15 protein-coding genes are annotated in these 19,470 nt (G+C 65.9%); 10 read left to right on the top strand and 5 right to left on the bottom strand.

Features of this window, described 5'->3' with window-relative positions; all coding sequences use genetic code 11:
• Window positions 1–288: 288 nt before the first annotated feature.
• From NTD88_RS09295 to NTD88_RS09305, 3 genes are all read left to right on the top strand, one after another.
• Window positions 289–1,293 carry a helix-turn-helix domain-containing protein gene (locus NTD88_RS09295; RefSeq protein ID WP_262128543.1) on the top strand — a complete coding sequence of 335 codons (1,005 nt, stop codon included), beginning with the start codon at window positions 289–291 and terminating at the stop codon, window positions 1,291–1,293.
• Between the two features lie 74 nt (window positions 1,294–1,367).
• Entirely contained in the window at window positions 1,368–1,763 is a 396-nt protein-coding gene (locus NTD88_RS09300) for a DUF2946 domain-containing protein (protein ID WP_262154677.1), read from the top strand.
• A 72-nt stretch (window positions 1,764–1,835) separates the two neighbouring features.
• Complete coding sequence (locus NTD88_RS09305) at window positions 1,836–3,989, top strand: TonB-dependent receptor (RefSeq protein WP_262154678.1); 2,154 nt, start codon at window positions 1,836–1,838, stop codon at window positions 3,987–3,989.
• A gap of 6 nt (window positions 3,990–3,995) precedes the next feature.
• Here NTD88_RS09305 and NTD88_RS09310 read toward each other — a convergent pair whose 3' ends face one another.
• Window positions 3,996–4,898 (bottom strand): LysR family transcriptional regulator, encoded by a 903-nt coding sequence (locus NTD88_RS09310; RefSeq protein ID WP_262154679.1) that lies wholly within the window; start codon window positions 4,896–4,898, stop codon window positions 3,996–3,998.
• A 128-nt stretch (window positions 4,899–5,026) separates the two neighbouring features.
• Between NTD88_RS09310 and NTD88_RS09315 the strand changes: the two genes are divergently transcribed.
• Window positions 5,027–6,097 carry an AbrB family transcriptional regulator gene (locus NTD88_RS09315; protein ID WP_262128546.1) on the top strand — a complete coding sequence of 357 codons (1,071 nt, stop codon included), beginning with the start codon at window positions 5,027–5,029 and terminating at the stop codon, window positions 6,095–6,097.
• Window positions 6,098–6,743: 646 nt separating this feature from the next.
• Here the strand turns inward: NTD88_RS09315 and NTD88_RS09320 are convergent.
• The 4 genes from NTD88_RS09320 to NTD88_RS09335 all read right to left on the bottom strand — a co-directional run bounded on the left by NTD88_RS09320 (window position 6,744) and on the right by NTD88_RS09335 (window position 12,306).
• On the bottom strand, window positions 6,744–9,236 hold the full coding sequence (locus tag NTD88_RS09320) for a TonB-dependent siderophore receptor (RefSeq protein ID WP_262154680.1): 2,493 nt from the start codon (window positions 9,234–9,236) through the stop codon (window positions 6,744–6,746).
• 96 nt (window positions 9,237–9,332) lie between these two features.
• Window positions 9,333–10,331: a FecR domain-containing protein gene (locus NTD88_RS09325; protein ID WP_262154681.1), complete on the bottom strand. Its 999-nt coding sequence runs from the start codon at window positions 10,329–10,331 to the stop codon at window positions 9,333–9,335.
• Window positions 10,332–10,336: 5 nt separating this feature from the next.
• Window positions 10,337–10,846 carry a sigma-70 family RNA polymerase sigma factor gene (locus NTD88_RS09330; protein WP_262128549.1) on the bottom strand — a complete coding sequence of 170 codons (510 nt, stop codon included), beginning with the start codon at window positions 10,844–10,846 and terminating at the stop codon, window positions 10,337–10,339.
• Window positions 10,847–10,917: 71 nt separating this feature from the next.
• Window positions 10,918–12,306, bottom strand: coding sequence for a PLP-dependent aminotransferase family protein (locus NTD88_RS09335; protein WP_262154682.1), 1,389 nt, complete (start codon window positions 12,304–12,306; stop codon window positions 10,918–10,920).
• Window positions 12,307–12,453: 147 nt separating this feature from the next.
• On the opposite strand from NTD88_RS09335, the gene NTD88_RS09340 reads away from it, so the two are divergent.
• The 6 genes from NTD88_RS09340 (at window position 12,454) to NTD88_RS09365 (ending at window position 19,366) form a co-directional block, all read left to right on the top strand.
• Window positions 12,454–13,740, top strand: a complete 1,287-nt coding sequence (locus tag NTD88_RS09340; RefSeq protein ID WP_262154683.1) for a hydroxymethylglutaryl-CoA reductase, degradative — start codon at window positions 12,454–12,456, stop codon at window positions 13,738–13,740.
• A gap of 2 nt (window positions 13,741–13,742) precedes the next feature.
• Window positions 13,743–14,657, top strand: coding sequence for a hydroxymethylglutaryl-CoA lyase (locus tag NTD88_RS09345; protein ID WP_262154684.1), 915 nt, complete (start codon window positions 13,743–13,745; stop codon window positions 14,655–14,657).
• Between the two features lie 100 nt (window positions 14,658–14,757).
• Window positions 14,758–15,222: a hypothetical protein gene (locus NTD88_RS09350; protein WP_262154685.1), complete on the top strand. Its 465-nt coding sequence runs from the start codon at window positions 14,758–14,760 to the stop codon at window positions 15,220–15,222.
• Window positions 15,222–16,604, top strand: a complete 1,383-nt coding sequence (locus NTD88_RS09355; RefSeq protein ID WP_262154686.1) for a tripartite tricarboxylate transporter permease — start codon at window positions 15,222–15,224, stop codon at window positions 16,602–16,604. Before NTD88_RS09350 ends, NTD88_RS09355 begins: the two co-directional genes overlap by 1 nt.
• 77 nt (window positions 16,605–16,681) lie before the next feature.
• Complete coding sequence (locus tag NTD88_RS09360) at window positions 16,682–17,932, top strand: OprD family porin (protein WP_262154687.1); 1,251 nt, start codon at window positions 16,682–16,684, stop codon at window positions 17,930–17,932.
• Window positions 17,933–18,388: 456 nt separating this feature from the next.
• The gene (locus NTD88_RS09365; RefSeq protein WP_262154688.1) at window positions 18,389–19,366 is read left to right on the top strand and encodes a helix-turn-helix transcriptional regulator; all 978 of its coding nucleotides are present in this window, start codon (window positions 18,389–18,391) and stop codon (window positions 19,364–19,366) included.
• Window positions 19,367–19,470: the final 104 nt, after the last annotated feature.

Raw genomic sequence — 19,470 nt, forward strand, 5'->3', positions numbered from 1 at the left:
GGCTGTCCTGGCCAGATTCCTGCACGGAGACAGGTCCGGCGAACCTCCCCGCCGCCGGTGACTCAAGGATGAGAGCCCGGGCGCCGTGGTTCTTGGCTGAAACGGAACAAAAACTGTGCTTGGTCGGCCCTTGCGTCCGATGCGCTGGCGGGTGGGGGTTTGCGGGTGTATGAATGAACCTGCAGCTCCTTCGCGGCGGTTCGTCGCGATGAGCGCCACCGAGGACCGGACCGCGGCGGGCTGAGGATTCATCCTGAGAACAAATTCGATAACAGGGGTGCGTCGACGATGGTCAACGATTTCTGCGCGGGCATTCCGTCGCCCGCCAACTGGGCGAGCGACAGCATCGAGCTGGCGACACTGAGCAACAGCTTCAACGACCGGGTGGACTACTGGCGCGAGATGATCCTGCGGCTGTTCGCCGACGTGGAAATCGGCGCCCTGCCCAATCCGGCCTTCTACGGCAAGGTGCGCTCGCAGAAGTGCGAGCTGCTGCGGGTCAGCGACGTCGGCGCCGCCGCGCAGGCGGTCAACCGTCGCCACCTGCAACCGCGCTGCCGCGACGAGGACAAATACTTCGCCGTGCTCATGCTCGAAGGCCACGAATGCCTGGAGCAAGGCGGCAGCCGCGCGCGGATCGGCCCCGGCGAATTTTCCATCTACGACGCCACCCGCCCCCACCACCTGACGTTCGACAGCGACTGGCGGCAGATCATCATCAGCGTGCCGCGAGCGAGCCTCAACCAGATGGTGGTGGACATGGAATCGCGCACCGCCACCCGGGTGTCGCTGGACACGCCCATGGGCCGGGTGCTGCGCGCCTTCCTGGAAACCCTGTCGGCCCAGATCGGCCAGTTCACCCCCACCGAAATGGCGCGGCTGTCGGAGTCGGCCACCCACCTGATTGCCCTGACCCTGGGCAACCTGCAGGTCATGGACCCGGAGCACTCGCGCTCGCAGGCGCTGACCCTGACGCGGATCAAGCTGTACATCAACGACCACCTGCGCGACCCCGGCCTCAACGCCCAGCAGGTCGCCCAGGCCAATGGCCTGTCGAGCCGCTACATCGGCAAGTTGTTCGAACGCGAGGGCAGCTCGCTGATGCGCTATGTGCTGCGGCGGCGCCTGGAGCGCTGCGGTGCTGAACTGACTCACCCGCTCAATGCCGGTGCACGCATCTCCGAACTGGCCTTCAGTTGGGGCTTCAACGACCTGTCGCATTTCAGCCGTGTGTTTCGCGAGTTCTACGGGGTGTCACCGAAAGAGTGGCGGGAGGCGGGCCTTGTGCGCTGACCCTCTGTTCAGATAACGCAAAATCGGTATGATTGCCGCGCCCTTCATTTCCTGCCCTGAGCGCCACCGCCGCAATGACCCTGGCCCGCCCCCACAAATCGCTGCTCGCCTGGGCGCTGTATTTCAGCGTGCTGCTCAGCTCCGTGCTGTGCGCGATCGGCCACGGGCAGATGGCCGGGTTGCAGCTCAGTGGCCTCGATGGCGCGTTCTGTTCGGTCAGCAATGACCACGGCGTGCACACCAACCTCGATGATGCCGGCGGCTTGCCCATGAGCATGACCGGCGACACCGGCTGCGCCGTGACCAGCCTGTTCAGCGCGATCATCCTCGCCGCGTTCTTCGGCCTGCTCGGGCTGCTCGCCGGTGAAGCGGTCCGGCCGCTGCCGGTGCTGGATATCTCGCGTTCACCGCGTTATCGCTGGCCGCTGATAAACCCCCGCGCCTCCCCCGCCCTGCTGACTTCGCCCTGACATCGCCGCATACGGCGGGCCGCCCTGTGTCCGCCCGCCGCGGCTTATCGAAGACAAGCCAGGAAGCACCCTATGTTTCGCCTGACCACCTTGGCGCTGCTGATCAGCAGCGCAACCTGCGCGTGGGCGCAGGACGACAGCCTGACCCTGCCCGCCAGCACCATCACCGCCGACGCCGACGAACCTCGCGAAGGCACCCGCCTCGACCTGGATACGCCCATCGCCAGCGGCTCGCGCCTGAACCTGAGCGCCCGCGAGAACCCCGCGTCGGTCAGCGTCGCCGACCGCAAGACCCTGGAACGCATCGGCGCGCGCAACTTCCAGGACGCCGCCAACGCGCTGCCCGGCGTCAACGCCTCGGCGCCGCCCGGCTGGGGCGGATTCGTCTCCTATCGAGGCTTCAACGGCGCGCAGATCGGCCAGTTGTTCAACGGCATCAACCTGCAATACGGCGCCGCCGGCAGACCGGTCGGGGCCTGGATCTACGACCGCGTCGAGCTGCTGGGCGGCCCGTCGTCCTTCCTCAACGGCAGCGGCGCGGTGGGCGGCAGCCTGAACTTCATCACCCGCTTGGCCAGCCGCGATGAAGACAGTTTCGAAGGCCGCGTCAGCTACGGCCGCTACGACACCTGGGAAACCGCCATCGGCGTCAACAAGGCGCTGAACGACGGCGACGGCCCGCGCCACTACGCGCGCCTGGACTACAGCCGCACCGCCACTAACGGCTACATCGACCGCCAGGAAAACGGTGCCGGCAACCTGGCCTTCTCGCTGCTCAGCGACATCAACGACCAGCTCTCCCACACCCTGGCGATCGAGTACCTGGAAGAACAGGAAGACAGCCCGTACTGGGGCGCGCCGGTGCTGCGGCCACTCGGCGGCACGCTGCATATCGACAAGCACGACCGCTTCGCCAACTACAACGTCGAAGACGGTCGCTACGAGCAGCGCACCCGCTGGCTGCGCTCGATCACCGACTACCGCTTCAACGACACCACACAACTGCGCAACACCTTCTACCACTACAACGGCCAGCGCGATTACCGCAACCTGGAGACCTACCGTTACAGCGACGACAACCGCCAGGTCCTGCGTTCCGGCGGCTACCGCCAGCGCCACGACCAGGAAGTCAACGGCGACCGTATCGAGCTGACCCACGCCAGCGAACTGTTCGGCCTGACCAGCGACTGGGCCTTCGGCCTCGACTACAACCGCAACCAGCAGACCAACTACCCACTGTCCAAGGGCGCCTTCGATACGGTGACGCCGGGCAACTTCGACCCCGACCACTTCCTCGACATCCCCGGTATGGACGCCCCGCGCAGCAAGGGCCGCAGCACCGGGACCGACACCTCGTCAGCCTTCGTCGAGAACCGCACGCGCCTGACCGACCGCCTCGCCCTGGTCACCGCGCTGCGCTACGACCATATCGACTTCGAGGTGGTGGACCATGTGGCCCGGACCAATCTCGACCGCCGCTGGGATGCCGTGACCGGGCGCCTCGGCCTGGTCTACGACATCAACGAGGACATCAGCCTCTACAGCCAATACAGCACTTCCGCCGAACCACCGGGCGGCAGCCTGACCGGCGCGTCCATCGCCCAGGTCGGCGACCTCGACCTGAGCACTGGCCGGCAGGTCGAAGTGGGCAGCAAGTTCAACTTTGCCGACGGTCGCGGCAGCGCTACGGCGGCGGCGTATCGCATCGTGCGCAAGAACATTTCGGTGCCCTCGTCCAGCGTGCCCAACACCACCGACCAGGCGGGCCAACAGACCTCCACCGGTATCGAGCTGGCAGCGTCGTTCAAGGTCACCCCGACCTTGCTGGCGGCGGGCAACTTCGCCTGGGTGCGGGCCGAGTACGACGAATTCAACGAAACCATCGGCGGCGTGCTGTATTCGCGCAAGGGCAAAAACCCGGTCAACATCCCCGACCGCGTGGCGAACCTGTGGCTGACTTGGGACGTCGCGCCCGGCTGGCAGACCGGCGCGGATGCGCGCTACGTGTCGTCGGTGTACGCCAACACCGCGAACACGATGTGGGTGCCGTCCTATACGGTGTACGGACTGTTCGTCAGCCACGACCTGGACCAACACACCCAAGTCAGCGCCCGCGTGCGCAACCTCACCGACGAGGTCTACGCCCGCTTCATCCACCAGAGCAACACCCAGTACTACCTGGGTGAACCGCGAAGCCTGGAGCTGGCGGTGAACTGGAAGTACTGAGGCCGTTCACTCTCCGCGAAAAAACCTGCGCCCGTTTTCCTTGAGCAGCGCCACCATCGCCTCGGCGGCGGGCGGCAGGTAAGCCCCGGCCCGCACCGAGACCGCCACGGTGCGGCGCATGGTGGTTTGCGCCAGCGGCACTTCCCGCAGCCAGGCGGTGCCGTGGCCATGCTCCAGGGTTTCTCGCGCGGCGAAGCTGAGCAGCCGGGTCTGGGCGATCAGGCGCGGCAGCAGCGAAATGGAATTGGTCTCCACCTGCACCACCGGCGGCGGTAGCTGGTTGGAGGTGAAGGCGTTGTCGATCCAGCGCCGCGCGGTCACCGTCGGCCCGGCCAGTACCCAACGGTACTGGCACAGGTCCTTGAGGGTGATCGGGCCGGAGAACACCGGGTGATCGACGCTGGCCACCACCACCGCCTCGTCTTCGAGAATGGGCCAGGTCTCGAAGTCCGGATCATTGACGATCAGCGGGCGGATGATCGCGTCCAGTTGCCCGGCCCGCAGTGACGCCTTGAGCACATCGTCCTGGCCGATGGACAGGGTCAGGGTCAGCTCCGGCGCACGCTCCAGCAACGAGGCGGTGAGTTGCGGCAGCAGGTGCTCGGCCATGCTCGCGGCGCAGCCCAGGCGCAGGGTGCCCACCAGGCCGCTGGCAAAATCGCGGACCTCGCGCTCGGTCTCGGCGATGCTGCGTTGCAGCTCCCGGCCACGGGCCAGCAGCAGTTCGCCAACGTCCGTCAGCTTGATTCGCCGGCCATCGCGCTGGAACAGCTTGGTGCCGAGGGACTCTTCCAGGCGCTGGATGCTCTTGCTCAGCGCCGGCTGGCTGCGGTTGAGCTTTTCCGCGGCCCGGCCGAGATGGCCCAAGTCGGCGATGGTTTCAAAATAAGTGAGATCGCGTAGGTCCATGATTCATGAATTTCAGTTATGGATTCATCAAAAGTAGAAAATAGACTTGATGAATCGTGGCGTCGATAATTTTCTCCGCCAGCCGTTCGTTCCTTCGCGCGGCCCCTCTGTCTCGGAGGATTCAGACGTTGCAAACCCCTCTCGCTGTTCGCCCTTCCCGCTTCCCTGTCCTTCAATGGCTCGCGCTTGTCATCTGCGCGGGCGCTGCCGGCCAGTCGCTGCACGCGCTCTCGGTGCCGGCCGGTCTGTTTCTCGGCCCCATGCTGGTGGCGATTGTCTTCGCCGTCTCCGGTGCGCGCCTGCAACTGCACCGCCAGGTGTTTCGCTTCGGCCAGGGCTGCGTCGGCCTGCTGGTGGCCCATTCGGTGAGCTGGTCGGTTCTGGCCGCCCTCGGCCAGTCGTGGCAGGTCATGCTGTTCGCGACCTTCCTGACGGTGGCGCTCAGCGCACTGGTCGGGCTCGGAACCGTGCGCTTTGGCGGCATCCCTGGCAGCACCGCAGCCTGGGGCACCGCGCCGGGCGCGGCGTCGGCGATGGTGTCGATGGCCGAGGACAACGGTGCCGACGCCCGGGTCGTGGCGACCATGCAATACGTGCGGGTGGTATGCGTGGTGATGATCGGCTCGCTGGTCAGCCATCTGCTCGGTGCCGACGAAGTCGCCGGCGCCGCCGCCAGCGCACCGGACGTGGTCGACGCCAGCCAGTGGGGCGACCTGCTGCTCAGCCTCGCGGTCATCCTGCTTGGGGTGGCTGCGGGGTCGAAGATGCCGGCGGGGGCGTTGCTGATGCCGCTGCTGCTGGGCGCCGCGCTGCAGCTTGGCGGTGTACTGACGATCACCCTGCCGAGCGGCGTGCTGGCGTTCGCCTACGGCGCCATCGGTTGCTACATCGGCCTGCGTTTCGACCGCCAGACCGTGCGCTACGTGTGGAAGCGCCTGCCGACGATGATCGCCGGCGCGGTGGCGCTGATCCTGCTGTGCGCCGCGGGTGCCTGGCTGCTGGCCAAGGCGGTGGGTAGCGACTTCCTGTCGATGTACCTGGCTACGAGCCCCGGCGGGCTGGACGCCATGGCCATCATCGCGGTGGAAACCCATGCCGACGTCGGCATGGTTTTGGCGATGCAGACCCTGCGCCTGTTCGGCGTCATCCTCACCGGCGCCTGGTGTGCGCGGCAGATTATTCGGCTGACGCGGGCGTGAGCAGGATGGTCCGCTCGCGCGGCGCATCGCCTGTGGGGACCAGTCTTGCCGGCGATGGCGCCGGGCCAGGCGACAGCGTCGTTTCGGTCGGGCTTCATCGCTGTATGGGTATCTACACATCTCGCGGTCATTTGGTGGCTGGAAGGTGCCAGTCAAAAAACCGAGTAGTGGCCACCATGCGCATGTCGAAAGTTTTCCAGCGCTCTCAAGATCGAGCGCCGCCCGCGCGGCGCATCGCGGATGAATCCGCTCCTACATTTGCTGCAACGTACCTATGCCTGTCAGGCCATGGTTGACTGCCTTGTTTGTACGACGCGGTATCGAGTCGGCCTCAACAGACTCCCCGCGATTCATCGCCAAACGCCAAAGGCGGGCAACACCTCTCTGACAGGCCATGGCACGTTGCAGCAAATGTAGGAGCGGATTCATCCGCGATGCGCCGCGCGGGCGCACCTTTCGGCATCACTGACCTCGGCCGCCGAAACCAATCTCCAGCTCAGCGAACTGGTCGACAAGCAATTCGGCGACCTGGTCTGGGCCACCCAGCAGTCGCTGGAAATGAGCCAGGCGCTGGTGGCGTCGATGTTGAGAGCGTCGATGGCATGCAGTCAGGCTGATATCTGACAAGCATGCCGACCGGGTTACCTCAGAACCGCGTGCGCACGGTAAACATCAGGTTGCGTGGGTTACCGAAGTAGGTGCTGTTTTCGACGGTGCCGGTCTGCGAGTAGTAGGTGCGGTCGAAGAGGTTTTCCAGGTTCAGCGACAAGTTGACGTTCTGGCTCAGGTCATAGCCGACCCGGGCGTTGTAGACGGCGTAGCCGCCGGTTTCGTTTTTCACGCCCTTGCCGGGGGGGCTGTCGATGTAGCGGCCATAGACGCCGCTCTGGATATTGCCGCCCGCGCCAATCTGCCACTTGGAGAATTCGCCGGGCAACTGATAGTTGGCCCACAGGCGCAGCATGTGTTCCGGCATCGAGGTCAGGAACGAGGTGCCTTCCAGCGCGACGTTGTCAGGGTTACGCACATATTTGCTGCGGTTATAGGTGTAGCCGGCGCTCAGTTCCAGGCCGGGCAGGACCTTGCCCGACATTTCCGCTTCGAAGCCTTCCGAACGCACTTTGCCGCCCGCGACGTAGCAACGGCAGGTGGCGGGTTGGGTCTGGTCGGTCTGGGCGCGGCCGGAGTAGTTGGTGCGGAAGATGGCGAAGGCGGTGTTCAGCGCGCCGTCATACAACTCGCCCTTGAGGCCCAGCTCGTAGCTTTCGCCGGAGCGCGGCGCCAGCGGGTTGCCGGCCGCGGTTTCGTAGCTGAGCTGCGGGGTGAAGATTTCCGAGTAGCTGGTGTAAGCCGACCATTCCGGCGTCAGCGCGTAGACCAGGCCATAGAACGGCACCACTTTGGCGTTGGTCTGCTGACCAGTGAGGGTGTGGCGGCCATTGAGTTCGTTGAACTGGTCCTGGGCGTAGTCCCACCAACTCACACGGGCGCCGACGATGACGTCCAGCGGGTCGATCACGTTGACCCGCAACGAGCCGTACACGCCCTGCTGGTCGAGGGTCGCGGTGGTGGTGCGGTATTTGTCGGTGGTGTCGTACTTCGGCGGGTGGAACTGGGTGATGTCGGGAATGAAGTCGAAGGCGCCGTCGTACCAGGTCACGTCGTAGCGCGCCGCGACCCGTTTGCTGTGGGAGACGTTGCTCCCCAGGATGACTTCGCTGCGCCGGCCCATCAGGTCGAAGTTGCCGGTGATAAACAGGTCGGTGTTGTACTGGTAGTTGTTTTCGCCCCGCCCTTCGGCCCAGTTGTAGGCGCCGGAGTTGTCCGCCGGATCGATCAGGCCACCGGTGTTGCTGTACAGCGCGTCGAGGTTGAGACGTGTGTAGTTGCTGGCGAGGGTGACCTTCCAGTCGTCGTTGATCTGATGTTTGGCTTCGATGAAGAACTGCGTCGATTCGACGTCGTTGTAGTCCGACGGCGAGCTGAGGTTGGTGGAGCGCTTGAAGTCGATCTTCGTGCCGTTGCTGTAGCTCGGCAGGCCCCAGTCCATGGTCGCGTGGTTGTTGGCGTTCTGGTAGTTGAAGCCGACGCTGAGCAAGGTGTCGGGCGTCAGGTCGAACTCGATCACGCCGTAGGTCGACGCCCGCTCGCTCTTGCCCTCGTCGTAGAAGTAGTGGCGCGAGCCATAGGCGGTGGCCAGGCGCCCGCGCACGGTCTTGTCTTCGTTCAGCGCGCCCTGCAGGTCCACCTCCTGGCGGTAGTTGTCCCAGGTGCCGGCCTGGGTCGTGGTGTTGAGCTGGAAGTCAGCCCCGGCGCGCTTGCGCACCAGATTGATCGCGCCGCCCGGCGAGCCCGCGCCCTGGAACAGGCCGGCCGAGCCCTTGAGCACTTCCACGCGCTCATAGGCGATCAGGTCGGTCCAGTTCAGCGAGGTGATGCCGGTGCTGCTGCCGGCCGGAATCGGGATGCTGTTGATCTGGAAATTGTCGATTTCGAAGCCGCGGGCATAAGGCTGGTTGTCGCCGTTCAACGCACCGTAGGCGACCACGCCCTGGACGTTGTTGTAGACGTCGTTGAGGGTGGTGATGTTCTGGTCCTTGAGGCGTTGGGCGGTCAGCACCGTGATCGTCTGCGGGATTTCCTTGAGGCTGCGCTCGCTCTTGCCGATGGTCACCGCGCCGGTGGTGTAGGACCGGGTGTATTCGGTGTTAACCCCGAGGTTCTCGCCGTTGATGCTGGTCGGCGCCAGTTGCAGGGCGTCGCTTCTGTCGGCGGCGGGCACCAGCAGGTAGTTGCCCTGGGCGTTTTGCACCACGCTCAGGCCGGTGCCGGCGAGGATCCGCGCAAAACCCTGCTCCACGCTGAACTGGCCTTGCAGCCCCGCACTGGTTTTACCGGTGGTCAGGCGCGCATCGGTGGACAGCGGAATCGCCGCTTGCCGGCCGAACTGGCTGAGCGCCTGGTCCAGCGGGCCGGCGGCAACGCTGAACGCCCGCACCGCGCTGGCCGCCTGCACCGTGCTGTCGGCCTGCGCCGTCAGGTTGAAACCGAGCAGCAGGCTGCCCGCGAGCGCGAGGTGCAAGGCCGAGGTGCGGGTGTCGTGAATGGCACGGGCCAGCGGGTGGAGGCGATACGTCATGAGCAACTTCCGAGAGGGTCAAGGGGCCGCGTCAGCAGCGGGATTACCCCTAAGCCAATCGAGCGCGAAAAATCTGCCAGCCCGTCGAAAAAATAATTAGGCGACCCGCCGTGGCGTCACCGTGACCCAATAGCGAGTGCGGCGCTGGACACTCACCGGCAGGCTGTCCTGGAGCAGCGAGAAGATCCGTTCCGGGTCGTCCAGCGGATAGGAGCCGGTGAGTTGCAGGTCGGCCACCGCCGGATCGCAGCGCAGGATGCCGCGACGATAACGTGCCAGTTGCGCGACGAAATCCTCCAGACGCATGCGCTCGGCAACGATGAAGCCGTCGATCCACGCGGTGCTGCCCGGGTCCGCCGGCCGCACGTGCGACACCCCGCGGGAATCGATGAGCGCCTGCGTCCCGGCCTCGACCACCGGCTGCGCCGGGCGTCCCGGAATCGACACCGCCACCCGCCCGCTGCTGACCGCCAGCCGCGTGCCGCTGCCGGCCTCGTCGCAGCGCACGCAGAAGCGCGTGCCCAGTGGCTGCAACAGCGCGTCGGGGGTCTGCACCCGGAGTGGTCGGCGCGCGGGATCGTTGCCGGTGAGGATGTCCATCTCGCCGAAGCGCAGTACGATCAGTCGTTCATTGGCACTGAAACGGATGTCCACCGCGCTGCCGGTGTTCAGCCACAACCGGGTGCCGTCCGCCAGGGTGCGCTGCAAGCGTTCGCCGGTGGCGGTGCTGAGGTCGGCCAGTTCACCCTGAACCCAGTGGCTGTCCTTGCCGTGCCAGGCCGCGGCGCCGAGTACGCCGACGCCGAATAGCAATTTCAGCACCTGGCGACGGTCGCCACTGACATAACGGGTGTGCTGCAAGGCGCTGCGGGCCACCGGGTTGTCCAGCACCTGCGCGTGGTTGTGCAGCATTCCCGGCAGCCGGGCCATGCGCTGCCAGGCGCGCTCGTGCTCGCTGTCGCTCTGGCGCCAGCGCTGCAATTGCTGCAGCTCGGCCTCGCTGATATCGCCGGACTGGGTGAGGCTCAACCAGGCCAGCGCCTGGTCGCGAACGCGGGCGCTGATGGGTGGTTCGGCGTGCTTGGCGGAAGGCATGGCGATCACTCGAACAGGCTGGCGTAGCAGCGGCTGAACGCCTTGAGCATGGCCTTCTGCACCTGATTGACGCTCAACCCCAATTGGACCGCGATCTGCTTGTAGGTCAGGCCATCGAGTTGCGAGAGCAGGAAAATCTCCCGCACCCGCGGCGACAGACCGTGCAGCAGCGCGTCGATTTCGGTCAGGGTTTCGATCAGCAGGTAGCGCGCCTCGGCGGAAAGTTCGACGTGCTCCGGCTGCGCGGCCAGGGCCTCGGCGTAAGCCCGTTCCACCGCGAGGCGGCGCCAGCGGTTGATCAGCAAGCTGTTAGCGATGGTGGCGAGGTAAGCCAGGGGTTGCTTGAGTTCACTGACCGAACTGCGGGCGCGGATGATGCGCACAAAGGTGTCGTGGGCCAGGTCATCCGCGTCCGCCGCTTCGCCCAGGCGCCGCTGCAACCAGCTCTTGAGCCAACTGTGATGCTGCAGATAAAGGACTTCGACATCCTGCTCGAATGAGTTGTGCGTGCCCATGGGCCAGAACGCCTGCGTAGATGATAACGATTCGCAATATTAGCGATTCGTCCGAGCACGGCGCAACTGTCTTAATCTCGGGCCGCCTCAATCCCTCGGCGAATACAGTCAGCAAACACCGGCTCCTCCAGGTACGCCACATTCAACCGCGTCCATGGCGTCACGCCTTTCTGGTTGGTCTGGAAGATCGCCCCCGGCGCCAGCATCACGCCCTTGCCTTGCACCTCGCGGGTGAACGACGCCGTGTCGTCGATCCCCGGAAAACGCGCCCACAGGTACAGGCTCTGCTCCGGCCGGCAGAACACCTCGGCGCCGAGTTCATCGAGCACCCGTAAACCGCGAAAGGTGGCCTCGCGGGCCCGGTCCTGCAGGCGCATCAGGTGCCGCAGGAAATGCCCCTCGCCGAGAATCACGTCCACGGTGCGCTCGCACAGTTCGGAGCAACTGGTGTGCAGCATCATTTTCAGATCGGCCAGTTCATCGATCATGTCCTTGCTGCCGGCGATGTAGCCGACCCGCAGCGCTGCCGACACTGACTTGGAGAAGCTGCCGATGTACAGCGAGCGGCGCAGTTGATCGAGCGCCGCGACCTTGAGCGCGGAGCTGGGCTTGAAGTCGGCCAGGGCGTCGTCTTCCACCAGGATCAGGTCGTGCCGCTCGGCCAGTTGCAGCAACTGGTGGGCCTTGGCCGGGGAGATATCGGAGCCGGTGGGGTTGTGGCTGATGGACTGGATGAAGAACAGTTTCGGCCGCTCGCTGCGCAGCAGCGCTTCGAGGGCGACCATGTCCGGGCCGTCGGCCAGGCGCGGCACACTGAGCAGGCGCGCGCCCTGCAATTGCAGCTTGCCGAACAGCGGGTAGTAACCGGGGTTTTCCACCAGCACCGCGTCACCGGGGACGACGAAGCGGCGGATGATCAGGTCCAGCGCGTGGTTGGCGCCGTGGGTGGTGACGATCTGCCGCGGCGTGGCGCTGATGGCGTAGCTCGCCAGCTTGCGCACCAGGCTCTGGCGCAGCGCCGGGTTGCCGAGGCGGTTGCCGTAGCGGAACAGGTTGCCGGCACCGCTGCGCATCACTTGCCGGGTGAATTTGTCGAGGCGCATGTCCTGCAGCCAGGACACCGGCGCAAAGCCTTCGCCCAGCGGCGCCAGGCCGGGTTCGCGGACGAACTGCTGGCGCATCATCCAGATGGTGTCCATGGCGCGGGTGTAGGGCGGGGTTTCATCCACTTCCGCCGCCTGGAGCAAGGCGCCGACGAAAAAGCCCTGGCCGTGGCGCGCTTCCACCAGGCCCTTGGAGGCGAGGATTTCGTAGGCGGTGATCACCGTGTTCTTCGAGTGCCCGTGCAAGCGCATGTACTCGCGCAGCGACGGCAGGCGCTCGCCGGCCTTGAGCACACCAGTGCGGATCTGCTGTTCCACCGCGTCGGCGACCTGCTGGGCAAGGGTGATACGGGCCATCGTCGGGCTCCTGTCCTGGGTACAGTCTGGGTACTGTTGGGCGAAACTGTACCTTTATTCAAGGGCACAGTGGCTGCACATTTAGCACCACGCCGGCGACGCGCTCAAGCCGCCGCCCCAACAACAATGACTCCAACGGAGCCCTCCATGAGCCTCGACTCGCGCCTGCCCGATTTCCGCAACCTGTCCCCTGAAGCCCGCCTTGACCATATCGGCCAACTGCTCAACCTGAGCAGCGACGACGTACGCCTGCTCGCCGAAACCGGCGCCCTGCCGATGGACATCGCCAATGGCATGATCGAAAACGTCATCGGCAAATTCGAACTGCCCTACGCCGTGGCCAGCAATTTCCAGCTCAACGGCCGCGACGTGCTGGTGCCGCTGGTGGTGGAAGAGCCGTCGATCGTTGCCGCTGCCTCGTACATGGCCAAGCTGGCCCGCGCCAACGGCGGCTTCATCACGTCCAGCAGCGCCCCGCTGATGCGCGCCCAAGTGCAGATCGTCGGCGTGCAGGACCCGCTCAATGCACGCCTGAGCCTGCTGCGCCGCAAAGACGAAATCATCGAACTGGCCAACCGCAAGGACCAGTTGCTGAACACCCTCGGCGGCGGCTGCCGCGATATCGAAGTGCACACTTTCGCCGACACCCCGCGCGGCCCGATGCTGGTGGCGCACCTGATCGTCGACGTGCGCGACGCGATGGGCGCCAACACCGTCAACACCATGGCCGAAGCGGTGGCGCCGCTGATGGAACAGATCACCGGCGGCAAGGTGCGCCTGCGCATCCTCTCCAACCTCGCCGACCTGCGTCTGGCCCGTGCCCAGGTGCGGATTACTCCGGAGCAGTTGAAATCCGCCGCGTTCAGCGGTGAAGAGGTGATCGAAGGCATCCTCGACGCCTACTCCTTCGCCGCCATCGACCCCTACCGCGCCGCCACCCACAACAAAGGGATCATGAACGGCATCGACCCGCTGATCGTCGCCACCGGCAACGACTGGCGCGCCGTGGAAGCCGGCGCCCACGCCTACGCCTGTCGCAGCGGCCATTACGGCTCGCTGACCACCTGGGAAAAGGACGGCAACGGCCATCTGGTCGGTACCCTGGAAATGCCGATGCCGGTCGGCCTGGTCGGCGGCGCCACCAAGACCCACCCGCTGGCGCAACTGTCGCTGCGCATCCTCGGCGTCAAGACCGCCCAGGAGCTGGCGGAAATCGCCGTGGCCGTGGGCCTGGCGCAAAACCTCGGGGCCATGCGCGCCCTGGCGACCGAAGGCATCCAGCGCGGACACATGGCGCTGCACGCCCGCAACATCGCCCTGGTCGCAGGTGCGCGCGGCGACGAAGTGGACTGGGTCGCCCAACGCCTGGTGCAGGCCCATGACGTACGCACCGACCGCGCCGTCGAACTGCTCAAAGAAAAGCGCGGCGCGTGATCATGGCCACGTCCGAGCGAGTGAAAATCGTCGAGATGGCGGCCCGCGACGGCCTGCAGAACGAGCCTCGGCACCTGTCGGTAGAGGCCCGTCTGAGACTGATCCGCGACCTGGCGGCCACCGGCCTGCGGCATATCGAGGGCGGCGCCTTCGTGTCGCCGCGCTGGGTGCCGCAGATGGCCGGCGCCGAAGAACTGTTCCGCCAGTTGCCGCGCGACGATGGTGTCAATTACTCCGCGCTGGTGCCCAACCTCCAGGGCCTGGAAGCCGCGCTGCGGGCGGGCTGTCGCGAGGTGGCGGTGTTCGCCGCCGCCTCCGAGGCGTTCTCGCGCAGCAACATCAATTGCTCCATCGACGAGAGCTTCGAACGCTTCGCGCCGGTGCTGCGCGCCGCGCGCGAAGCGGGCGTGCGGGTGCGCGGCTATGTATCCTGCGTGCTCGGCTGCCCGTTCAGCGGCCCGGTCGCCACGGATGCCGTGGTCCGGGTCGCCAGCCGCCTGTACCAGATGGGCTGCCATGAGATCAGCCTGGGCGACACCATTGGCGCAGGCCGGCCGGACGAGACGGCGCGCTTGATCGAACACTGTGCCCGGGCGCTACCGATAACGGCGCTGGCCGGCCACTTCCATGACACCTACGGCATGGCCATCGCCAATATCCACGCGGCGCTGAGCCTGGGCATGCGCACCTTCGACAGCTCGGTGGCGGGCCTCGGCGGTTGCCCCTATTCACCCGGCGCCAGCGGCAACGTCGCCACCGAAGACGTGCTGTACCTGCTGCACGGCATGGGCTTCGAAACCGGTATCGACCTGGAGGCCATGGCCCGGGTCGGCGCGCGGATCAGCGCCGAACTGGGCCAGCCGTCGCGCTCCCGCGTCGGCCTGGCCCTGGCCGCGAGGGACGCTCGCCAGCCGTGACCCGACGTTGCTCCCGAACAAAAACAACAAGCCCGCAAGGGCAGGAGAATTCCAATGAAACCTGAATGCCGTCTGCACCGCCTCCGCCCGGAGGCCAACCATGGCTGACGACAACCTCTATGAAGTCTGGGGCGACACCGTCGACAGCCGCCACCTGATGGCGTCCATCGCCGTCGGCGCCGCGTGCAGCCTGGGTGCGTTCTTTCTGGCTGAGCACCTGCTGACCGGCTGGGTCGAGTCCGACCAGATGGCCCGCGCCTACGCGATGTTGCTGGGCATCCTCGGCTCGCTCGTCGGCGGCGCCGTCAGCGCCTGCCTGTTCAAGCCCAAGCGCCATGTGGTCGAACACGTCACCGACCCGGCGTGGCGCCTGCAGGTGATCGAAGAATTGCGCGCCGAATACGGCGGCATCGGCCAGGTGTCCGACCTGCCGCCGGAAGTGCTGGCCGAGTTGCGTGAACTGGGCCTGGATCGCCTCTTCGAAGACGCCGAGCCCGCTCAACAACCCCAGTCGCAACCCCAGCCACGCCAGCACGGCGCGGCCCTGAAGGGAGGTGTCGCCTGATGGACGCCCTGTTCGACCAGATCCTGATTGCCGCCCTGATGGGCGTGATTGGCGCCGTGGTGTTCTCGGCCATCGGCCTGATTTCCGGCAGCGACGAAACCACCACCCTGGCGCCGCTGACCTTGCTGGTGGTGCTGCTGGGCGTGCCCGCCGCCGGGGTGTTCACCTTCTTCCTCGCCGGCGCGGTGGCCAAGCACATGACCCACGCGGTGCCGACGGCGCTGCTGGGGATTCCCGGCGACACCATGGCCACGCCGCTGATGCGCGAGGCGAATTTCCTGCGCAACCTCGGTGTGCCGCACATTGCCCTGCGCAAGATGATTTCCGGCGCGGTGATCGCCGCGCTGGTCGCGGTGCCGCTGGCGGTGCTGTTCGCCGTGCTGCTGGCGCCGTTCGGCAGTGCGATCAAACAGGCCGCGCCGTGGGTGTTCCTCGCCGCCGCCACCACCATCGCCTACTTCTCGGCGGGCCGTTGGGCCTCGGTGTTGGCGCTGCTGCCCTTCGTGCTGGTGATCATCGCCCTGCAGACCCTCACCGGCCAGCATGGGGTCAAGCTCAGCGTCAGCTACTTCCTCGGCATCGCCATCGGCCCGCTGATTGCCGCGCTGTTCGCCATGCTCGCCCCGGCGGAACGGGCGCGGATGAAGCGCAACGAACCACGGACCTTCTCGCTGTCGCCGGACGTGAAAGGCTGGGGCGGCTGGTTTCCCAACCCGCTGAAAGTCCTGGATCGCCGCCAGGCCGGCTGGACCCTGGCCACCGCCACCGTGTCGAGCGCCACCTTCGTCTTCAGCCCGGTGGCGATGACGGTAATCCTCGGTGAAGTGGTCGGTGCGCGCATCAAGCACGCTTACCACCGCCTGACCTCGGTGATCACCGTGCGCAACGGCGTCACCGAATCCACCTACATCGCCGAGGCGCTGATCCCGTTGATCGCCTTCGGCCTGCCGCTGAGCCCGGTGGCCGCCGGGCCCGCCGCGCCGCTGTTCAACGCACCGCCGCGGTTCACCGTGGACACCGCCACCGGCCAGGTGAACAACCTGCACAACCTGCTCAGCGCCTGGGAATTCCTCGCCTTCGGCATGCTCGCGGTGGTCATCGCCATCCTCATCGCGTACCCGTTCTCGATGAACTTCGCCCACCGCGCCGCCTCGTTCGTGTCGCGGCGCATCAGCCACGAGGCGGTGATCGCCACCTTTGTCGGCCTGATCCTGGTGATCGGCCTGTGGGAAGGCGGCCTGCTCGGTTTGCTGGTGATCCTCACCATCGGCCTGCTGGGCGGATTCCTCTACCGCTTCATCGGCTTCAACATCGGTGTGCAGTTCATGGGCTACTACACCGCCGTGCTCAGCGTGCCGGCCATCGTCGCGCTGTTCGCCTGACCTGATCCTCCCTCACGACCCACGCAGCCCGGGCTGGCTGCGTGGCTTTACTCGCCCGCAAAAAAGGAACAACAACAATGAATATCCTTTGCACCCCTCGCCGCGTGCCGACCGCCTGCGCCTGCCTGCTGCTGAGCTCCGGCGCCGTCCAGGCCCAGGGTTTCGTCGAAGACGCCAAGGCCGGCCTCACCCTGCGCAACTTCTACATCAACCGTAATTTCGTCGACCCGGCGTTCCCGCAAAGCAAGGCCGAGGAATGGACCCAGAGCTTCATCCTCGACGCCAAATCCGGCTTCACCCAAGGCACCGTCGGCTTCGGCGTGGACGTGCTGGGGCTGTATTCGGTCAAGCTGGACGGCGGCCGCGGCACGGCCAATACGCAATTGCTGCCGGTGCATGACGATGGCCGCCCGGCCGATGACTTCGGCCGCCTGGGCGTGGCGCTCAAGGCCAAGGTGTCCGCGACTGAACTGAAGATCGGCGAATGGTCGCCGATGCTGCCGGTGCTGCGCTCGGACGACGGCCGCTCGCTGCCACAGACGTTCCAGGGCGCGCAGGTGACCTCCCGCGAGATCACCGACCTGACCCTCTACGGCGCCCGCTTCCGCGGCAACAGCCCGCGCAACGACGCGAGCATGGACGACATGTTCATGGCCGGTCGGCCCGCTGCGACGTCGGACCGGCTGGACATCGTCGGCGCTGAATACCTGTTCAACGACAAGGCGACCCAGGTCGGTGTCTGGCACTCGGACCTCGAAGACATCTACCGCCAGCAGTACTACAACCTGATCCACCGCCAGGCCGTGGGCAACTGGACCCTGGGCGCCAACCTCGGCTGGTTCGTCGGCCAGGACAGCGGCCGCTCGCTGGCGGGTGACATGGACAACCGCACCGGCTCGCTGATGCTGTCGGCGCGGACCGGCGCGCACACCTTTTACCTCGGCCTGCAACGGGTCAGCGGCGATACCGGCTGGATGCGGGTCAACGGCACCGCGGGCACCAGCCTGGCCAACGACAGCTTCAACTCCAGCTACGACAACGCCCGCGAGCGCTCCTGGCAGCTGCGCTACGACCACGACTTCGCCGCCGAAGGCCTGCCGGGGCTGCAACTGATGACCCGCTACATCAGCGGCGACAACGTGCATATCGGCACAGTGCGCGACGGCAAGGAATGGGGCCGTGAGACGGAACTGGCCTACACCCTCCAGAGTGGCGCCTTGCGCGACCTGACCATCAAATGGCGCAGCTCCACCTTGCGCCGGGACTTCAGCAGCAATGAGTTCGATGAGCATCGGGTGATCGTGAGTTATCCGCTTTCGCTGCTGTGATTCAGCGCTGGTATCTGCATATCTCACAGGCAACACGCGGAACCTGTAGGAGCGGCCATTAGCCGCGATGGGCCGCAACGCGGCCCCAAAACCATCCCGCACGAGTTGGCTGTCTATATCCGGTCTCACTTTCGACGCTCAGGCGCCCTGAATGTGAGACCCCAACCCGCCAGAAACAGTGTGCTGGATGGATTCAGGGCCGCGTTGCGGCCCATCGCGGCTAACGGCCGCTCCTACAGGTTCTGCGTCTTGCCGGCGAGATGTGTAGATACCCACAACAAATCCCCCGCCCCGACCAACAACCATCCCCCTCCATCCTGCATCTGTAGGATAGTGATCCCGCCCCAATCCACCGACACTCTCCCCCAGGCCCTGCCAACGTCCACGCGGCGCTCCGGTCCTCCCTGACTCCGTGACGAAACCAATAAGAAAAGTCGCACAGAGGTAATAAAACCCATGAGCGGTCATGAACACAGCCTTGCCAGCCTCCTCGGGGCATTCAGCACGATGACGCTGGAGCTGCAGCGCCTCGCGCAAAACAACGATATCGAACATTTCCACCAGCCCGCCCTGGCGAGCATCAGCCAGGTGTTGCCCTTCACCAGCGCCTGGTGGGGCCGCGCGGCGTTGATCGACGGGATGCCGGAAGAGCACAGCTCGTACCTCTACAACCTGGCGCCAAGCTACCTGCCGGACTGGCAATCCATTCGCCACACCGACGTGACCATCCACCGCGTCCACGAACGTCCGGGGCAAACGGTCATCGTCGACATGCGCGACCCCGCCAACGGCGCCGGGCTCAACTGGCTCGGGGAAACCTACGGCATCGGCGAGCTGCTGTGCGTGGTCTACATCGACCCGCAAACCCACCTCAGCGACCACCTCGCCCTGTACCGCGTCCCTGGCGCTCCGCGCTTCACCGAGCAGGACTGCCGAATCCTCGACAACATCATGCTGCACCTGGTGGCGGCGGTGTCGGCCAACCATATCCGCACGCTGGTCGCCAAGCGCGAAATGCTCACGCCTTCGCGCAACCTCGCCCTGGCGGTGTGCGACCAGCGCGGCACCTTGCATTGCGCCGAGCGCGGCTTCGTCGATCTGCTGCTGAACGAGTGGCCGGACTGGAGCGGCCCCTTGCTGCCGGTGCCCATGGACGCCCGTGGCTATGACGGCAAGCGCTTGCAGGTCGAAGCCTCGGCGGTCGGCGACCTGTTCCTGCTGGCCGCCCGTGGGCGCAACGTCTTCGTCCAGCTCAGCCCCCGTGAAAACGCCGTGGCCCAAGGCTTCGGCGAAGGCCGGACGTACAAGGAAATCGCCCGCGACCTGGGCATGTCGCCCAACACCGTGCGCCATCACATCCGCGCCATCTACAGCAAGCTCGGGGTCAACGACAAAACCCGCATCGCCCACCTGCTGCACACGCCACCTGACTGATCCACAGCGCTGACCCGCACTGACCGATTCGCCGGTTTTACCGGCGACGGGATCCCTTTGCCTTTTTTTTGCCACTGCCCGGTACCGGCGAGCCGTTCGCCACA

The sequence above is a fragment of the Pseudomonas sp. 20P_3.2_Bac5 genome (genome assembly GCF_025466035.1).
Lineage (GTDB): Bacteria > Pseudomonadota > Gammaproteobacteria > Pseudomonadales > Pseudomonadaceae > Aquipseudomonas.

What these genes read in the sequence shown, in the direction of transcription:
- NTD88_RS09340 (WP_262154683.1), top strand. Translation starts at nt 12,454, where the DNA reads ATGAGCCTCGACTCGCGCCTGCCCGATTTCCGCAACCTGTCCCCTGAA.
- NTD88_RS09330 (WP_262128549.1), bottom strand. Translation starts at nt 10,846, where the DNA reads ATGGGCACGCACAACTCATTCGAGCAGGATGTCGAAGTCCTTTATCTG.
- NTD88_RS09300 (WP_262154677.1), top strand. Translation starts at nt 1,368, where the DNA reads ATGACCCTGGCCCGCCCCCACAAATCGCTGCTCGCCTGGGCGCTGTAT.
- NTD88_RS09305 (WP_262154678.1), top strand. Translation starts at nt 1,836, where the DNA reads ATGTTTCGCCTGACCACCTTGGCGCTGCTGATCAGCAGCGCAACCTGC.
- NTD88_RS09325 (WP_262154681.1), bottom strand. Translation starts at nt 10,331, where the DNA reads ATGCCTTCCGCCAAGCACGCCGAACCACCCATCAGCGCCCGCGTTCGC.
- NTD88_RS09365 (WP_262154688.1), top strand. Translation starts at nt 18,389, where the DNA reads ATGAGCGGTCATGAACACAGCCTTGCCAGCCTCCTCGGGGCATTCAGC.
- NTD88_RS09310 (WP_262154679.1), bottom strand. Translation starts at nt 4,898, where the DNA reads ATGGACCTACGCGATCTCACTTATTTTGAAACCATCGCCGACTTGGGC.
- NTD88_RS09335 (WP_262154682.1), bottom strand. Translation starts at nt 12,306, where the DNA reads ATGGCCCGTATCACCCTTGCCCAGCAGGTCGCCGACGCGGTGGAACAG.
- NTD88_RS09360 (WP_262154687.1), top strand. Translation starts at nt 16,682, where the DNA reads ATGAATATCCTTTGCACCCCTCGCCGCGTGCCGACCGCCTGCGCCTGC.
- NTD88_RS09345 (WP_262154684.1), top strand. Translation starts at nt 13,743, where the DNA reads ATGGCCACGTCCGAGCGAGTGAAAATCGTCGAGATGGCGGCCCGCGAC.
- NTD88_RS09350 (WP_262154685.1), top strand. Translation starts at nt 14,758, where the DNA reads ATGGCTGACGACAACCTCTATGAAGTCTGGGGCGACACCGTCGACAGC.
- NTD88_RS09355 (WP_262154686.1), top strand. Translation starts at nt 15,222, where the DNA reads ATGGACGCCCTGTTCGACCAGATCCTGATTGCCGCCCTGATGGGCGTG.
- NTD88_RS09295 (WP_262128543.1), top strand. Translation starts at nt 289, where the DNA reads ATGGTCAACGATTTCTGCGCGGGCATTCCGTCGCCCGCCAACTGGGCG.
- NTD88_RS09320 (WP_262154680.1), bottom strand. Translation starts at nt 9,236, where the DNA reads ATGACGTATCGCCTCCACCCGCTGGCCCGTGCCATTCACGACACCCGC.